A 15373-nucleotide genomic window follows, 5' to 3' on the forward strand; every position below is an offset into this window, starting at 1 on the left:
CGCCTCGGCCCGGCATGACGGCTGCGCCGGGCGTGACAAGCGCCGGAAACACGGGCATACCGCGCCATCCCCCAACCCAAGGCCGCCACGCATGCCTCGATCGCACCCTGCTCCATCGCTCGTTGCTCCCTTGATCGCGTCGCTCTGGCTGGCCTGTGCGGCAATGCCGGCCCATGCCGAGCCCAGCGCGAATGTCATGGCCGACGTCCACGCGCTGGCGCAAAAGGAGCAGCAGCCGCTGCTCGACACGCTGCGCGATCTCGTCAGCATCGAATCCGGCAGCAAGGATGTCGAAGGCCTGAACCAGATCGCCGAGCGCGTTGCCGGCCAGCTCAAGCAGCTCGGCGGCACCGTGGAGATCCTGCAACCCACCGACGTCTATCGCCTCGACGACACACCGGAGAAGATCGGCCCGGCCGTACACGCCGTATTCAAGGGCACGGGCAGCAAGAAGATCATGCTGATCGCCCACATGGACACGGTGTACCTGAGGGGGATGCTGAAGGATCAACCGTTCCGCATCGACGGCGACAAGGCCTACGGCCTCGGCATTGCCGACGACAAGCAGGGCGTCGCGCTCATTCTCCATACCGTGGCGTTGCTGCAGAAGCTGAGCTTCCGGGATTACGGCACGCTCACGGTGCTCACCAATGGCGACGAGGAGATCTCCTCGCCGGGCTGGCGCAGCTCTATCACCAGGTTCGCCGCGGATCAGGATGTGGTGTTCTCCTTTGAAGGCGGCGGCACCGACGGCACGCTGCGGCTGGCCACCAGCGGCATCGGCTCGGCTTATCTCACGGTGCAGGGCAAGTCCTCGCATGCGGGCTCACGGCCCGAGGGCGGCGTCAACGCGCTGTACGAACTCTCGCACCAGCTGCTGCAGATGAAGGACCTGTCCAAACCAGAACAGGGCCTGAAGCTGAACTGGACCGTCTCCAAATCCGGCACCAACCGCAACGTGATCCCCGCCGACGCCACGGCCCAGGCCGATGCACGCGCGCTCAAGGTCGCCGATTTCGATGAGCTGGAGAAGGCGCTGCAGGACAAGATCAAGAATCACCTGCTGCCCGACTCCAAGGTCGCGCTCAAATTCGAGGTGCGTCGCCCGCCGCTTGAGGCCAACGACGCCTCTCGCCGCGTCGCGGCCCATGGCAAGACGATCTATGGGGAGCTCGGACTGCCCCTCAAGGTCGACGAGAAGGCGACCGGCGGCGGCACGGATGCGGCGTTTGCCGCGCTCAAGACCAGCGGAGCCGTGGTGGAAGGCATGGGCCTGTCGGGCTTCGGCGCGCATTCCAACGATGCCGAATATGTGCAGCTCAACAGCATCGTGCCGCGGCTTTATCTGACCACGCGCATGATCATGGATTTGTCCACCGGCAAGCTGAAATAGCCGTCGCGTTCTCCTTCTCCGCTCATGTCCGCCGAAGCCTCGGCGAAGGCGGATGTCGGAGAAGGTGGCGCGTCAGTGCCGCACCGCGTTCAAATCAACGTCGTCCGACTTCTCCGCCAGCCTGAACCGCAGCGTGAACTGCGCACCGCCGCCCGGAAGATTCTCCACCGCAACCGTCGCTGCGTGATCATCCGCCACCGCGCGCACGATCGAGAGGCCGAGGCCGGCGCCGTCGCTGCGCTGGCGGTCGGCGCGCCAGAAGCGCTGGAAGATCAATTCGCGCTCGGCTTCCGCAATTCCCGGTCCGCAATCGCGCACGCGCACCGCACCGTCCTCGCTCACGTCGACATCGACCGACGTGTCCTTTGCCGTGAACTTGATGGCGTTTTCGGCGAGATTGAAGATCGCGCGCTGGAGCATCACGGAATTGCCGTGGATCAGCACCGGCGCCTCGGTGCCCCTCAGCGCGATGTCCTTGTGCTGCGCGATCGCGAGCGGCGCGATCGAACCGACCACCTCGGCGCAGACTGCGCGCAAATCCGCGGTCTCGCCGGGATCGAGCACCAGCGTGTCGAGTTCGGCGATCTCCAGCAGCTGCGCGACGATGCGGCTCATGCCCTCGATGTCGGCATGCAGCGCCTGCCGTGCAGCGCCGTCGCCGAGCGTCTCGATCCGCGTGCGCAGGATCGCGAGCGGCGTGCGCAATTGGTGCGCGGCGTCGGCGGTGAACTGCCGCTGCACCCGAAAGCCGTCCTCGAGGCGGTCGAGCGCCTGGTTGACGGCGGTGACGAGCGGCATGATCTCGCGGGGGATCTGCTCCGTCGGCAGGCGGATGTCGGTGCGCGCCGGACCGATATTGCTCGCCTCCTCGGAGGCCTTCCACAGCGGCGCGACGGCGCGGCGAAAGATGATGATGTCGATGGCGAGCAGGACCAGCAGGATCGGAATGGTGATCCACCCGACCCGCCGGAAGAAGTTCGACACGATGTCGTCGATGATGACGTCGCGGTGCGCCAGATCCTCCGCGACGCGAATGCGTATCACCTTGCCGTCGATGGTGCGGGTGACGCCGGCGCCGGAAATCGTCTCGGAAAGCGGCGGTGGCGCGGCCGTGGCAGTGCCGGTCTTGCGCCGCGACGAGAACAGCAGATTCCCCTCGGCATCGCGGATGTCGTACTGGTAGCGGCCATAGGCTTCCGAATAAAGGCCCTTGAGACTGTCCGGCAGGTTGAACGTCAACAAGCCGTCGGGCTGGGCGACGATGCGCTCGGCCAACACCTCGGCCTGGGCGCGCATGGCATCGCGATGCAGCTGGTCGATCTCGGAATTGAGCAGCCAGAACAGCACCAGCGGCAGGAAGATCGCGACCACCGCGACCGCCACGATGTGCAGGAACACGATGCGCCAGATCAGCGATTTGAACGTCGGCGACCTCGCCTGGATCCCGGCGCGGAATCCGGCGTGAGATCCGATCCGCGCCACGCTATTTCTCCTCGGCCATGAGATAGCCGACGCCACGGATAGTGTGGATCACGACCTTGGCGCCGTGCTCGGCGAGCTGCTTGCGCAGCCGCGAGACGTAGACCTCGACCGCGTTGGAGGCGACCTCGCCGTCGAGGCCGAAGATGTGGTCCTCGACGTTCTTCTTCGGCACCACCCGCCCCTGCCGGCGCAGCAGGATCTCGAGCACCGAGGTCTCGCGCGCGGAAATGATCCGCGGCTGGTCGTCAACGAAGATCTGGCGGCTTTCGGTGTCATAGACGAGGTTGGCGAGGCGCAGCGAGCGGCCGAGCAACTGGCCCGGACGGCGCAGGATCGCTTCCAGCCGCGCCACCAGCTCCTCCATCGCGAACGGTTTTGCCAGATAGTCGTCGGCGCCGCTGCGCAGGCCGCTGACGCGGTCCTGCAAGCCGCCGCGCGCGGTCAGCACCAGCACCGGCAATGGCTCCATCTGCCGGCGCAGCTCGCGCAGCACCGACAGGCCATCGCCATCGGGCAGCCCGAGGTCCAGGATCATCGCGGCATAGCTGACGCTGCTGACCGCCTCGCGCGCTTCGGCGGCGCTGCCGACGATGTCGCTCTCGTAGCCGGCCGCCGACAGCCCGCCGGCAACCAGCCGCGACAGCTCGGCATTGTCCTCGACGATCAGAAGGCGCATCGCATTGTCCCGCGGGATGTTCCGGTACACCGCACGGCTCGCGCCGCATGTTGGCTGTCTTCCACCATCCGGGGCATCTCGGCCAGCGAAAAAGCGCCCGGCGGGCCGGCCGCTCCCTCCCGTCAGGTTCCTGTAAGCCAACCAGGGCATGCGCGGATGAGGTCGCGGATGGCGCGGAAGCTTGCCTCCGTGAGCCCTGCCGTCCGCGTCGCATCGACCCTGCCAAGGAACGAACACCCCCGCGGACCGTTTAGCTCAACTGCAACATTTCTCATTTGATGGGGCGTCGTGCAGACCACCTAAGGTAATGCACATGCGCCTTGCACGACGAACACGTTCCAGCTCCCTCCTATCCGATTGCTTGACCGCCATCACGCGACATCCGGGCGCCGCCGCATTTGCTGCCGCAGGGACCCTCGTTGCGGCTACCGCGATCATAAATCGGCGGCTCGCGAACAAAGCGCAACGCGATAATCCTCCGCAGGGTCGGTTCATCGACGTCGAGGGGGTTCGCCTGCACTATCTGGAACGCGGCAGGGGCAAGCCGCTGGTTTTGTTTCACGGCAATGGCAGCATGGTCCAGGATTTCGACTCGAGTGGATTGATCGATCTCGCAGCCGAGAACTACAGGGTCATGGTGTTCGATCGTCCCGGTTTTGGGCATAGCTCGCGGCCGAGACACGTCCTCTGGACCCCGGATGCCCAAGCGGATTTGTTCAAGAAGGCGCTCGATCAGTTGGGCGTCTCTCAAGCGATTGTCCTCGGCCATTCGTGGGGAGCGTCGGTTGCGGTTGCGCTGGCGACAAGACATCCTTCGTTCGTGCAGGCTCTCGTGCTGGCCTCGGGCTATTATTTCCCGACGCCCCGCTCAGACAGCGCCACGTCCCTGCTATCCGCCCTACCGGTGGTCGGCGACGTCATCAGCTCCACGATCTCGCCGTTAGCCGGTCGGATGATGTGGCCCGCGATGTTGCGCAAGCTGTTTGGCCCGCGGCCGGTCCCGAACAAGTTCGCGGGCTTTCCGAAAGAAATGGCGCTCCGCCCATCACAGATGCGGGCCGCAGCGGCCGAAGCGACGATGTTGGTCCCTGCCGCATTCTCAAGCTCGAAGACTTACGGTGAACTCAAGATGCCGACGATCATTATCGCGGGCCAGGGCGACCGTATGATCGACATCAAGCAGTCGGCCAGGCTGCATGGCGAGATTAAGCAGAGTAAATTGCACCGGATCGACGGAGCGGGACACATGATTCATCATTCCGCAACCGCTGATGTGATGGCGGCCATCGACGAAGCTGCTGCCGAGGCCGTGTTGACTCATGGGAGGGAAGACTCACCCGTAATACAGGCTCGGCAGACCTCGGACGCCTGAGCAGCGTGGCCGAGCCGCCTACGCCAAGACATGCCGGCGCCTACGACGTCGGTTGTGAAGCCGTCCAGTTAGAGGCAGACCGACCCGGTTGACCCACGGAGACTTCGGCAAGCCGAAGTGCTACACTTCCTCAGTGCAGGGAGGTTTAGCTTGCCTCTGATCATCCGGCCGCCAACGATCGATGAGCTATCCGGGCTTTCCGATTTGTGTTTCAGGTCTAAAACCGTCTGGGGCTACGACAATGAGTTCATGGAAGCCTGTCGTGGCGAGCTTTCCTTTGAACCGCGCGACCTGGAGGTGACGTCCATCGCGGTTGCCGAAAATCACGGGAGACCCATCGGAGTTGCACAGCTAAGAATCGTCTATCACGAGGCCGATTTGCTGAAGCTGTTCGTCGAGCCGAGTGCGATTCGCAGCGGCACGGGTAAGGCCTTGTTCGCTTGGGCTTCCGATGTCGCGAGGAAACTGGGTGCCAAGCGGCTAACAATCGAGGCGGATCCCGGTGCAGCTCCCTTTTACCGCAGAATGGGAGCTCACGAGGTCGGCCAAGTACCATCAGGGTCGGTGCCGGGAAGAACACTGCCGAAACTTGCGATGAATCTTTGCCCACAGACTAACCTTTGGGTTCGGAGGTGCTCCTAACCTGACTTGGTACGGTGCTTGTGAAAAGCAGCGCTTAGAGCAGCCAGTTCATCGCTTGTCGCTCCCCGTTCCGCATCGGCACGGCTTGCAGGTAAATCCTTGTAAGCAATCGGCTGATCGAACTGGCTCGCCGTGAAGTCATACCGCTGGCCTTTGATGCGATTGTAAAAGTGGTCGCCGGCCGGCAGCGGCGTCTTCAGCAAGTCGCCGCCGAAGAGCTCGTGAATCAGCAGCGAGGTGACGTTGCATTGCCCTGCCGCCGGATTGCTCGCCGTCCATTGACTGGCGGTTGCCAACGACCAGGCCTTGCGCAACGCGCTTTGAACCCCATCGGGATCGAAGCTCATGGTCAACCCCAGGTTGGCCACCGAGTCGTTGATTTCGGATTTTGCGATAATGCCTTTATGCCACTGTTTTGCCCGACGAGTCAAACGGCCCTCGCTGAAGCGCTCGCTTGGTACTCCTGGGCAGACCCCGCTTTGACGCCCAAATTGCGAAGTTCCCATCGCCCCCGCGATGCTCTGGCGTGCCTGCCAATTAGCTTCATCGCATCAAGCGCTTGGCTGCACTCGCGGCGCCTTATCCGCTCACCCCTCGTCTACTGTGCATGGGGTTGTTTTTCAGATTTTTTGTTGGGCGCCCCACCGGTCCCCCGGCGACGACGCCGCTCGGCGGCTTCCGCCTCGCCTATTCCGATCGCGTCGTCCCAAAGAAAAAGCCCGGCCTCGCGAACGAGACCGGGCGTGTCGTCTTGCGACTTGTTCGAAGATCAGCCGCGGGTGCGCGAGCGGATCATGAAGCTGTCGTAGGTGTATTCGGCGACCTGCCACCACAGATATTCGTCGGAGCGGTAGGCCTGCATGGCATCGATTGACTTCTTGAAGTCGGGATTCTTGGCCGAGATCTCGCCCCACAATTCGTTGGTCGCCTTGAGACAGGCTTCCAGAACTTCATTGGTGAACGGGCGAAGCTGCGTTCCGCCGGCGACCAGACGCTTCAGGGCGCCGGGGTTCACCATGTCGTAGCGCGCGGCCATCCAGGTGTTGGTGTTGACGGTCGCGTTGGTGAGGATCGCCTGGTAGTTCTTGGGCAGCTCGTTCCACTTGTCGATGTTGGCGAAGGCGTGAACGGTCGGACCGCCTTCCCAGAAGCCCGGGTAGTAGTAGTACTTGGCGACCTTGGCGAAGCCGAGCTTCTCGTCATCGTAGGGACCGACCCATTCGGCCGCGTCGATGGTGCCCTTCTCGAGCGACGGATAGATGTCGCCGCCGGCGAGCTGCTGCGGCACCACGCCGACCTTCTGGAGCACCTGGCCGGCAATGCCGCCGATGCGCATCTTGAGGCCCGAGAGGTCGGCAACGGTCTTGATCTCCTTGCGGAACCAGCCGCCCATCTGGGTGCCGGTGTTGCCGCAGGGGAAGCCCATCACGTTCGACTTCTTGAAGAACTCGTTGGCGAGCTCGTTGCCGCCGCCCTGGTAGAGCCAGGAATTCTGCTGGCGTGCGTTCAGGCCGAAAGGCACCGACGCGAAGATCGCGAAGGTCGGGTCCTTGCCGACGTAGTAATACGACACCGTGTGGCACATCTCGACGGTGCCCTTCTGCGTCGCATCCAGCGCCTGCAGGCCCGGAACGATTTCACCCGCCTGGAAGACCTGGATCTGAAACTTGTTGTCGGTCATCTCGGCGACGTATTTCGCCATCTGCTCGGCACCGCCATAGATGGTGTCCAGCGACTTCGGGAAGCTCGACGTCAGGCGCCACTTGATCTCGGGCGAGGACTGCGCGATCGCCGGCGAGGCCACCGCGGCGGTCGCCGCCGCGCCGGCTGCCGACACTTTCAAAAAATCACGACGCTTCATCTTCAGTCTCTCCTTGTTGGGGCGTTTCCCCTAACTTCCTCTTTGCTGCCGCTCATTCCGGCGACGCGTTCTTTGGCCGCGTCGAACCGAAGGGGCTTGACTGCCGTGGGCCTTTAACACGGAAGCCCCGCTTTCGAAACGCGACATTGGCATGACAGGGCTCTACGAAAGTCGCATGTCCCCAAGGTACTGGTTTGAAGGGATTGGCTTGAAGGTATTGCCTTGGATCCGCTCAGGCCGCGGCGATGACGCCCTTGAGCTGGTCCCGCACCTGTCCCGCGATGGCGCGGTAGATCGCCGCATGGGGACCATCCGGCTCGCTGTCCACAACGGGCGTCCCGGCGTCCGAGGTGGCGCGAATCGCCATGTGCAGGGGGACCTCGCCCAGGAACGGTACCCCGAGCTTCTCGGCCTCGTGGCGCGCGCCGCCATGGCCGAAAATGTCGGATTTCGTGCCGCATTGCGGACATTGGAAATAGCTCATGTTCTCGACGATGCCGAGCACGGGCACGTTGACCTTCTTGAACATCGCAAGCCCGCGCCTCGCGTCGATCAGGGACAGGTCTTGCGGGGTCGAGACGATCACGGCGCCCTTCAAGGGGACGTTCTGCGCCAGCGTGAGCTGGGCATCGCCGGTGCCTGGCGGCATGTCGACGACGAGAACGTCGAGCTGGCCCCATGCGACGTCGCGCAGCATCTGCGTCACCGCCGACATCACCATCGGCCCGCGCCAGATCATCGCGGTCTCTTCCTCCACCAGGAAGCCGATCGACATGATGGCCAGGCCAAAGCGCCTGAGCGGAATCATCTTGCGCTCGCCATCCAGCTCCGGCTTCTCATGCAGGCCCGTTAGCCGCGGCACCGAGGGACCGTAGATGTCGGCATCGAGCAGCCCGACCTTGAGGCCGAGATCGCGCAGGCCCAGCGCAAGATTGAGCGCGGTAGTGGATTTGCCGACGCCGCCCTTGCCCGAGGCGACCGCGATCACCGCCGCGACGCCCGGAATCTCGGACTGCCGCGCCATCGGCGATTGGGCGCCGCCCTGCGGCGGCGGCTTGTGGGCGTGGACCGGCTGCACGCCCGGCGTGCCGCGGCTGGGCGTTGGCGGCGGTGGCGGCGCCGCGCCCGCCTTCCGCTCGGCCGTGAGCGCCACCATGACGGTGGTGACGCCGGGAATGGCACGCACCGCGGCCTCGGCCTCGGCCCGGACGGATTCCCAGGCGCGCGCCTCGGCGGCATCGACATTGATCGAGAAGAACACCTTGCCGTCGGCCGCGCTGATCGCGCTCAGCACATTGGCATTGGTGAGCGCGACCCCGCGGGGCGACTTGATCCTGGCGAGGCTGTCGAGAACCTGTTGCTGCGTCACGCTCAAAGCGCATCTCCTAGAATTCAAGATGCCCCATTAGAGCGGAAACGCCCAAAAGGCTACTGCCTGCCGATATCGTCAGCCATCTCGGCGGGCGCGGCGCCCTGCTCCAGGGCCGCCTCGTAATTCAGCTCGATCATGACCCCATTGGGGTCGTGGACGAAGATCTGCCAGAGCTCGCCGCCGGGCACCTGGCGGGAGTCGAACTTCATCCCTTTTGAGGCCAGCCGCTGCTTCATGCCGTCAAACCCGCGGCTGGCGAAGGCGACGTGGTGGACAACGCCGGAATCCGGCTTTTGTGGCTCGGCAGTCGGGGAAATATCGACGAGGTGCACCACCGGCTTACCCTCGCTGTACATCCAGGCGCCGGGGAAGGCGAAATTCGGCCGGGGGCCTTTTTCAAGGCCCAGCACGTCCTCATAGAAGCGGACGGTCTCGGCCAGATTCCGGGTCCGGATATTGAAATGATCGAGCACGCCCACGCTTACGCCGCCCATGCCTTCGCTCCCTTTTTTTGAAGTCCTTAGGTCCGCCATTCTAGCACAAGCGGGGGCCAAACGAACCCGTTGCCCTCCGGCCTCAAGGGTTTATGGTGCGGCCGATCTGCCGCAATGGCGGAACCGGGCGGCCCTCGCCCGGCAAGAACCGTAAAACCCAAACTACGGACAAGGTACCACAGATGGCTAAAGTCGCTTTCCTCGGTCTCGGCGTGATGGGCTTCCCCATGGCCGGACACCTCGTGAAAAAAGGGGGCCATGAGGTCACCGTCTATAACCGCACCGCGGCCAAGGCGAAGGAGTGGGCGGACAAGTTCGGCGGCAAGTCCGCGGCGACCCCGAAGGCTGCAGCCGAGGGCCAGGATTTCGTGATGTGCTGCGTCGGCAACGACAACGATCTGCGCGCGGTCACGATCGGTGCCGACGGCGCGTTTGCCGGCATGAAGAAGGGTGCGACCTTCGTCGACCACACCACCGCGTCCGCCGAGGTCGCCCGTGAGCTCGATGCGGCCGCGACCAAGGCCGGCTTCAAGTTCATCGACGCACCCGTGTCCGGCGGCCAGGCCGGCGCCGAGAACGGCGTGCTGACGGTGATGTGCGGCGGCGCGCAGGACGCCTATGCGGGTGCCGAGCCGATCATCACAGGCGCCTATGCGCGGATGTGCAAATTGCTGGGGCCGGCCGGCTCCGGCCAGCTGACCAAAATGGTCAACCAGATCTGCATCGCCGGCCTCGTCCAGGGCCTCTCCGAGGGTATTCACTTCGCCAAGAAGAGTGGCCTCGATGTCGCCGCCGTGATCGAAACCATCTCAAAGGGCGCCGCGCAGTCCTGGCAGATGGAAAACCGCTACAAGACCATGAACGAGGACAAATACGATTTCGGCTTCGCGGTCGAATGGATGCGCAAGGATCTCTCGATCTCGCTGGCCGAAGCCCGCCGCAATGGCGCCAATTTGCCGGTGACCGCGCTGGTCGACCAGTTCTACGCGGAGGTCGAGAAGATGGGCGGCAAGCGCTGGGATACGTCGAGCCTGCTCGCGCGCCTTAATCGCTGACCTCTGACGAAGTGATCCTGCCTTGCTGACCGCACTCGCCGCAATCTTCGTCCTCGCCTATGCGGCGATCGCGCTCGAGCATCCGATCGGGGTGAACAAGAGCGCGTCTGCACTCCTCGGCGCAGGCGTGCTCTGGACCATCTACGCCCTCGCGACCGGCGACCACACGCTGGTCGGCCATCAGCTAGATGAGTCCGTCGCCTCCACCGCGCAGATCGTGTTCTTCCTGATCGGCGCGATGACCATCGTCGAGGTCATCGACGCCCATGATGGTTTCGAGGTCATTACCTCCCGCATCAGCACGACCAGCCAGGTCCGTTTGATATGGCTGATTGGCTTCGTGACCTTCTTCCTCAGCGCAATCCTGGACAACCTGACCACCACCATCGTGATGGTCTCGCTGATCCAGCGGTTGATCGCCAAGCGCGACGACCGCTTGCTGTTCGCCTCCCTCATCGTCATCGCCGCAAATGCCGGCGGAGCATGGACCGTGATCGGCGACGTCACCACGACCATGCTGTGGATCGGCGGACAGATTTCGCCGCTGAAAATCATGGGCGCGGTGTTCCTGCCCTCCCTGCTCAACCTGCTGGTGCCGCTCGCATTCATCAGCTTTTCGCTCAAGGGCAAGACCATCGCACCGCCGCCGAAAGAGGACGGATTGCAAGGCGTCGATCCGTTCGAGCGGAACGTGATGTTCTATCTCGGACTTGGCGTGCTGATCGCGGTGCCCGCCTTCAAGACGGTCACGCACCTGCCGCCCTTCATGGGCGTCCTGCTCGGGCTTGGCGTCGTGTGGTTGGTCGGCGAGATCGTTCACCGCCACAAGGATGAGCATGTCCGCGGTCCGCTCACGCTTGCGAATGCGCTGACGCGGATCGACATGGGCTCGATCGTGTTCTTCCTCGGCATCTTGCTCGCGGTCGCCTGCCTCGAACATGCCGGCCTGCTCTCTATGTTGGCCAAATGGCTGGACACCGCGATCGGCCGACAGGACATCATCGTGATCGTGCTCGGCCTGCTCAGCGCCGTCATCGACAACGTGCCGCTGGTCGCCGCGACGATGGGCATGTACGACCTGGCGCATTATCCACCCGACAGCTTCCTCTGGGAGTTCATCGCCTATTGCGCCGGAACCGGCGGCTCGATCCTGATCATCGGCTCGGCCGCAGGCGTCGCCGCCATGGGGCTCGAGCGCATCGAGTTCCTCTGGTACGCCCGTCGCATCGCCCTCCCGGCGCTCGCCGGCTATCTGGCGGGCGCCGTGGTGTACATCGCACAGCACGCGGCGCTACATTGAGCGGCTCACGCCGGATCCAAAATTAACGCCGGGTTAACGTAATTCTTTAGCTCCTTAAGTCACCTCTTAAGGATTTCTTGCCAGAGATAGACAATGCAGAAGGCCCGTCCCGCGCGGGCAGGAATTGTTGTTGTGCGATGAGTAAACCCGCTGAAAAGCCCGAGGTTGTGCAGCTTCCGGCCGAGCCGGTGAGCGTGCCGTCGGCGAGCCATCGCCGGGCTGCGGCACAGCGGGTGCGCGAGGCGCGCGACAAGTTAACGTCGACCAGTGGAACCCGGCCGGCTTTCGACGCCGAGATGCTGCGCCATTACGCCCAGACCCGGCTGTCGGCCTCCTATGTCGTGATGCTGCTAGTGGTCGCGACAGGCGTGCTGTTTGGCCTGTGGATGCAGCCGATCCCCGCCGCGGCCTGGACCGTCGGCATGCTGTGCATCCATGCCGCGATGATCCGCAGCTGCCACCGCTTCCTGGCCGAGCCCGCCTCGCCCGCGGCAACGCGCGCATGGCAGACGCGCTTCGTCGTGCTCGACCTGCTCTATGGCCTTTGCTGGATGGCGATCCTGATCCATCCCGTGCTCGACATGATCACGGAATCGCTGATGATGTTCCTGATGCTGCTGGTGATCGCAGTATCGAGCATGCTCGCCGCCAATCTGCCGATCGCCGCCCTCGCCGCCACCGCACCGGTCGCGGTCGCGATGGCGCTGAGCTTCGTGATAACCGGCTCGCTGGACAATTACATCCTGGCCGCGCTCGCCCTCGCCGCCGAAGGCTATTTCGTGCTGCTGGCCCACCGCCTGCACTCTTCGACCTTCGCCACGCTCGAGGCGCGCGCCGAAAAGGACGCGCTGATCGGCGAGCTCGAACAGGCCAAGGCGATCTCGGACGAGGCGCGCCACCGCGCCGAATCCGCCAATGTCGCCAAGTCGCGCTTTCTGGCGCAGATGAGCCATGAACTGCGGACGCCGCTCAACGCGATCCTCGGCTTCTCCGAGGTGATGAAGAGCGAGATTTTCGGCGCGCATGCCGTGCCGGTCTACAAGGAATACTCGGCGGACATCCACAATTCCGGCGTCCACCTGCTCAACCTCATCAACGAGATCCTCGATCTGTCGCGGATCGAGGCCGGCCGCTACGAGCTCAACGAGGAAGCGGTCTCGCTGGTCGGCATTGTCGCCGACTGCCATCATCTGATGAAGCTGCGCGCCTCGAGCCGTGGCATCACCATCCACGAGGTGTTCGAGCAGGCGATGCCGCGGCTGTGGGCCGACGAGCGCGCGATCCGCCAGGTCGTGCTCAATCTGCTCTCCAACTCGATCAAGTTCACTCCGCAGGGCGGCGAGATCTGGCTCAAGGCCGGCTGGACGGCCTCAGGCGGACAATATCTCTCGGTGAAGGATACCGGCTCCGGAATCCCCGAGGACGAGATCCCGGTCGTGCTGGCCTCGTTCGGCCAAGGCTCCAACTCGATCAAGTCGGCCGAACAGGGCGCCGGTCTCGGCCTGCCGATCGCCAAGAATCTGGTCGACCTGCATGGCGGTACGTTCACGCTGAAATCGAAGCTGCGCATCGGCACCGAAGTGATCGTCACCTTCCCGCCCGAGCGCGTGATGAGCGCGCTGGCGCCGATGTCGGATGATTCTCCGCCGCTCCAGCCCGAGAGTTCCGCGGTAGCGGACGAGAAGCGCCGGCCCCGTCGCAAGCCGATCATGAGCGCAGGTACGGGCTCGTAACGAGATGCTTGCAGACATGCCTGACCATCCGCCACTATGTCCGAATGAGCAAAGAAACGCCGTGCGTGGCCGTCTGCATGATCGATCCCAAGACCAGGCTGTGCTTCGGCTGCGGACGCACATTGCCGGAGATCGCGCGCTGGCACGCCATGGAGAGCGCGGAACGGCTCGCGGTCATGGCGCTGTTGCCGGCGCGCATGAATCAGGCTGGACTTGCGCCCATTGCAGGATCGCCGAAAGACACCTGACCGGCCTGAGCGCATCGGGAGGTGCGCAATGATCCGGTTCCTGCTTGTTCTCGCCATGCTCGCCTGCACGGCCGGTGCCGTCGTCGCCTATGGCGATTCCGACCAGATCGCGCGCGCGAGCAGCAAGGTCTCGCATATCTTTCGCACGCAGACCGCAGCGCCCGCCCCCGCCGTGCAGATCCCGCGCGGCCAGGGCGGCGAATTCGCGCTGCGCGCGAAGATCAACGGCGTGGCCGCACCGATGGTCATCGACACCGGCGCGACTTCGGTGGTGCTGACCTGGGAGACTGCGAAAGCGATCGGGCTGCCGCTCGAGATGCTCGAATACGACGTCGATCTCGAAACCGCGGGCGGTCGCACCAAGGCGGCCCGCCTCACGATCGATCGCCTCTCGGTCGGCCACCTCGTCGAGAAATCGGTCCCCGCCCTCGTCGTGCCGCGCGGGCAGATGAAGACCAACCTGCTCGGCATGAGCTTCCTCGATCGCCTGGAGAGCTGGGGCGTGCGTGCCGACAAGCTGATGCTCACCGGTTATCCGGAACTCCAGACCAGTCACCGCCGTCCTCGACTCGCGGTCGACTAGACTTCTGCAATCCGGCTCGTCATGTGACTCCGGCTAGGCCGCCGCCTCCGTCGGCGCGCGGGCACCGACACGCGCGATCGCATCACGCAGCACCTCGAGGCCGGCGCCCGGCTTCACCCCCTGCTCGGCAAGATGCCGGCGGAAGGCGCGCGCGCCGGGCACGGCATGGAATGCGCCGACGAAATGCCTCGTCATGGAGTGCAGCCGCGTGCCGCGCGCGAGCTGTCGTTCGATGTAGGGCATCATCGCTTCGAGCGCATCCCGCATCGAGGCATGCGGCGCCGCCTCGCCGAAAATGTCGGTATCGACCGAAAGCAGCCGCCATGGCTCCTGATAGGCGGCGCGTCCAAGCATCGCGCCGTCAACGTGATCGAGATGTGCTTTGGCCTCGTCGACACCGGGGATGCCGCCGTTGATGATGACAGGCACATCGGGCATCGCGCGCTTGAGGCGATAGACGCGATCATAGTCGAGCGGCGGGATGTCGCGATTTTCCTTCGGCGACAAACCGCTGAGCCATGCTTTCCGGGCATGCACGATCAGCGCATCGCAGCCGGAAGCGACGACCGCGCGCGCAAGGTTGTCGAGCGCGACCTCCGGATCCTGGTCGTCGATGCCGATGCGGCACTTCACGGTGACGGGCACGGCAACCGCACCCTTCATCGCCTCGACGCACCTCGCCACCAGATCAGGCTCCGCCATGAGGCAAGCGCCGAAACGGCCGTCCTTCACGCGGTCGGAGGGGCAGCCGACGTTGAGGTTGATCTCGTCATAACCGAACTCCTCGCCGATCCGCGCCGCCAGCGCCAGCTCGCGCGGATCCGACCCGCCGAGCTGAAGCGCGACCGGGTGCTCGACCACGTCGAACCCAAGCAGCCGCTCCCGGTCACCATGAATGATGGCACCGGTGGTCAGCATCTCCGTATAGAGCAGCGCCCGCCGCGTCAGGTGACGGTGGAACACCCGGCAATGCCGGTCGGTCCAATCCATCATGGGCGCCACAGAAAAGCGATAGTCTTGCGATTCCAATTATTTACCCTACGCTCTCAATGGGATGAAGCACGAACGTGTGCACTCCAAACTAGACGAAATTGCACACGTTTGTACCCGTTTTGACCTCTCGATGCACACATAGTGCACACGAAAGCCGGAGTGCACACGC

General features: G+C 64.1%; 15 protein-coding genes. 8 read left to right on the plus strand and 7 right to left on the minus strand.

The features are described from left to right. Positions 1-91: 91 nt before the first annotated feature. Positions 92-1393 (plus strand): M20/M25/M40 family metallo-hydrolase, encoded by a 1302-nt coding sequence (locus tag AC0L3J_RS07435; protein ID WP_473346653.1) that lies wholly within the window; start codon positions 92-94, stop codon positions 1391-1393. Positions 1394-1465: 72 nt separating this feature from the next. Here the strand turns inward: AC0L3J_RS07435 and AC0L3J_RS07440 are convergent, their stop codons facing one another. Further along, the gene (locus AC0L3J_RS07440; protein WP_473346654.1) at positions 1466-2875 is read right to left on the minus strand and encodes a sensor histidine kinase; all 1410 of its coding nucleotides are present in this window, start codon (positions 2873-2875) and stop codon (positions 1466-1468) included. 1 nt (position 2876) lies between these two features. After that, positions 2877-3551 (minus strand): response regulator transcription factor, encoded by a 675-nt coding sequence (locus tag AC0L3J_RS07445; RefSeq protein ID WP_007592584.1) that lies wholly within the window; start codon positions 3549-3551, stop codon positions 2877-2879. Positions 3552-3864: 313 nt separating this feature from the next. Between AC0L3J_RS07445 and AC0L3J_RS07450 the strand changes: the two genes are divergently transcribed. Together AC0L3J_RS07450 and AC0L3J_RS07455 are read left to right on the plus strand one after the other, a co-directional pair. After that, positions 3865-4923 carry an alpha/beta fold hydrolase gene (locus AC0L3J_RS07450; protein ID WP_473346655.1) on the plus strand — a complete coding sequence of 353 codons (1059 nt, stop codon included), beginning with the start codon at positions 3865-3867 and terminating at the stop codon, positions 4921-4923. A 150-nt stretch (positions 4924-5073) separates the two neighbouring features. After that, positions 5074-5565 (plus strand): GNAT family N-acetyltransferase, encoded by a 492-nt coding sequence (locus tag AC0L3J_RS07455; protein WP_473346656.1) that lies wholly within the window; start codon positions 5074-5076, stop codon positions 5563-5565. On the opposite strand, the gene AC0L3J_RS07460 is transcribed toward AC0L3J_RS07455, so the two are convergent. From AC0L3J_RS07460 to AC0L3J_RS07475, 4 genes are all read right to left on the minus strand, one after another. After that, positions 5562-5996, minus strand: coding sequence for a YunG family protein (locus tag AC0L3J_RS07460; protein ID WP_473346657.1), 435 nt, complete (start codon positions 5994-5996; stop codon positions 5562-5564). The two genes, AC0L3J_RS07455 and AC0L3J_RS07460, sit on opposite strands and share 4 nt — an antisense overlap. A 338-nt stretch (positions 5997-6334) precedes the next feature. Next, positions 6335-7426: a TRAP transporter substrate-binding protein gene (locus tag AC0L3J_RS07465; protein ID WP_007592593.1), complete on the minus strand. Its 1092-nt coding sequence runs from the start codon at positions 7424-7426 to the stop codon at positions 6335-6337. Between the two features lie 232 nt (positions 7427-7658). Continuing rightward, positions 7659-8801 carry an Mrp/NBP35 family ATP-binding protein gene (locus AC0L3J_RS07470; RefSeq protein ID WP_247360352.1) on the minus strand — a complete coding sequence of 381 codons (1143 nt, stop codon included), beginning with the start codon at positions 8799-8801 and terminating at the stop codon, positions 7659-7661. Between the two features lie 53 nt (positions 8802-8854). After that, complete coding sequence (locus tag AC0L3J_RS07475) at positions 8855-9292, minus strand: VOC family protein (protein WP_354161083.1); 438 nt, start codon at positions 9290-9292, stop codon at positions 8855-8857. 182 nt (positions 9293-9474) lie between these two features. On the opposite strand from AC0L3J_RS07475, the gene AC0L3J_RS07480 reads away from it, so the two are divergent. From AC0L3J_RS07480 to AC0L3J_RS07500, 5 genes are all read left to right on the plus strand, one after another. Then, entirely contained in the window at positions 9475-10347 is an 873-nt protein-coding gene (locus AC0L3J_RS07480) for an NAD(P)-dependent oxidoreductase (RefSeq protein ID WP_473346658.1), read from the plus strand. A 22-nt stretch (positions 10348-10369) separates the two neighbouring features. After that, positions 10370-11647, plus strand: coding sequence for a sodium:proton antiporter NhaD (nhaD, locus tag AC0L3J_RS07485; protein ID WP_473346659.1), 1278 nt, complete (start codon positions 10370-10372; stop codon positions 11645-11647). Between the two features lie 137 nt (positions 11648-11784). Next, on the plus strand, positions 11785-13380 hold the full coding sequence (locus tag AC0L3J_RS07490; protein ID WP_473346661.1) for a sensor histidine kinase: 1596 nt from the start codon (positions 11785-11787) through the stop codon (positions 13378-13380). Positions 13381-13424: 44 nt separating this feature from the next. After that, complete coding sequence (locus AC0L3J_RS07495; protein ID WP_473346662.1) at positions 13425-13628, plus strand: DUF1289 domain-containing protein; 204 nt, start codon at positions 13425-13427, stop codon at positions 13626-13628. Between the two features lie 28 nt (positions 13629-13656). Continuing rightward, on the plus strand, positions 13657-14211 hold the full coding sequence (locus AC0L3J_RS07500; protein ID WP_473346663.1) for a TIGR02281 family clan AA aspartic protease: 555 nt from the start codon (positions 13657-13659) through the stop codon (positions 14209-14211). A gap of 33 nt (positions 14212-14244) precedes the next feature. On the opposite strand, the gene dusA is transcribed toward AC0L3J_RS07500, so the two are convergent. Then, positions 14245-15240: a tRNA dihydrouridine(20/20a) synthase DusA gene (dusA, locus tag AC0L3J_RS07505; RefSeq protein ID WP_473346664.1), complete on the minus strand. Its 996-nt coding sequence runs from the start codon at positions 15238-15240 to the stop codon at positions 14245-14247. Positions 15241-15373 lie beyond the last annotated feature (133 nt).

The sequence above is a fragment of the Bradyrhizobium sp. Kon37 genome (assembly GCF_055807535.1).

Coding starts and splice junctions, on each gene's coding strand:
- AC0L3J_RS07495 (WP_473346662.1), top strand. CDS start 13,425: ATGAGCAAAGAAACGCCGTGCGTGGCCGTCTGCATGATCGATCCCAAG.
- AC0L3J_RS07500 (WP_473346663.1), top strand. CDS start 13,657: ATGATCCGGTTCCTGCTTGTTCTCGCCATGCTCGCCTGCACGGCCGGT.
- AC0L3J_RS07480 (WP_473346658.1), top strand. CDS start 9,475: ATGGCTAAAGTCGCTTTCCTCGGTCTCGGCGTGATGGGCTTCCCCATG.
- AC0L3J_RS07490 (WP_473346661.1), top strand. CDS start 11,785: ATGAGTAAACCCGCTGAAAAGCCCGAGGTTGTGCAGCTTCCGGCCGAG.
- AC0L3J_RS07475 (WP_354161083.1), bottom strand. CDS start 9,292: ATGGGCGGCGTAAGCGTGGGCGTGCTCGATCATTTCAATATCCGGACC.
- AC0L3J_RS07435 (WP_473346653.1), top strand. CDS start 92: ATGCCTCGATCGCACCCTGCTCCATCGCTCGTTGCTCCCTTGATCGCG.
- AC0L3J_RS07465 (WP_007592593.1), bottom strand. CDS start 7,426: ATGAAGCGTCGTGATTTTTTGAAAGTGTCGGCAGCCGGCGCGGCGGCG.
- AC0L3J_RS07450 (WP_473346655.1), top strand. CDS start 3,865: ATGCGCCTTGCACGACGAACACGTTCCAGCTCCCTCCTATCCGATTGC.
- AC0L3J_RS07445 (WP_007592584.1), bottom strand. CDS start 3,551: ATGCGCCTTCTGATCGTCGAGGACAATGCCGAGCTGTCGCGGCTGGTT.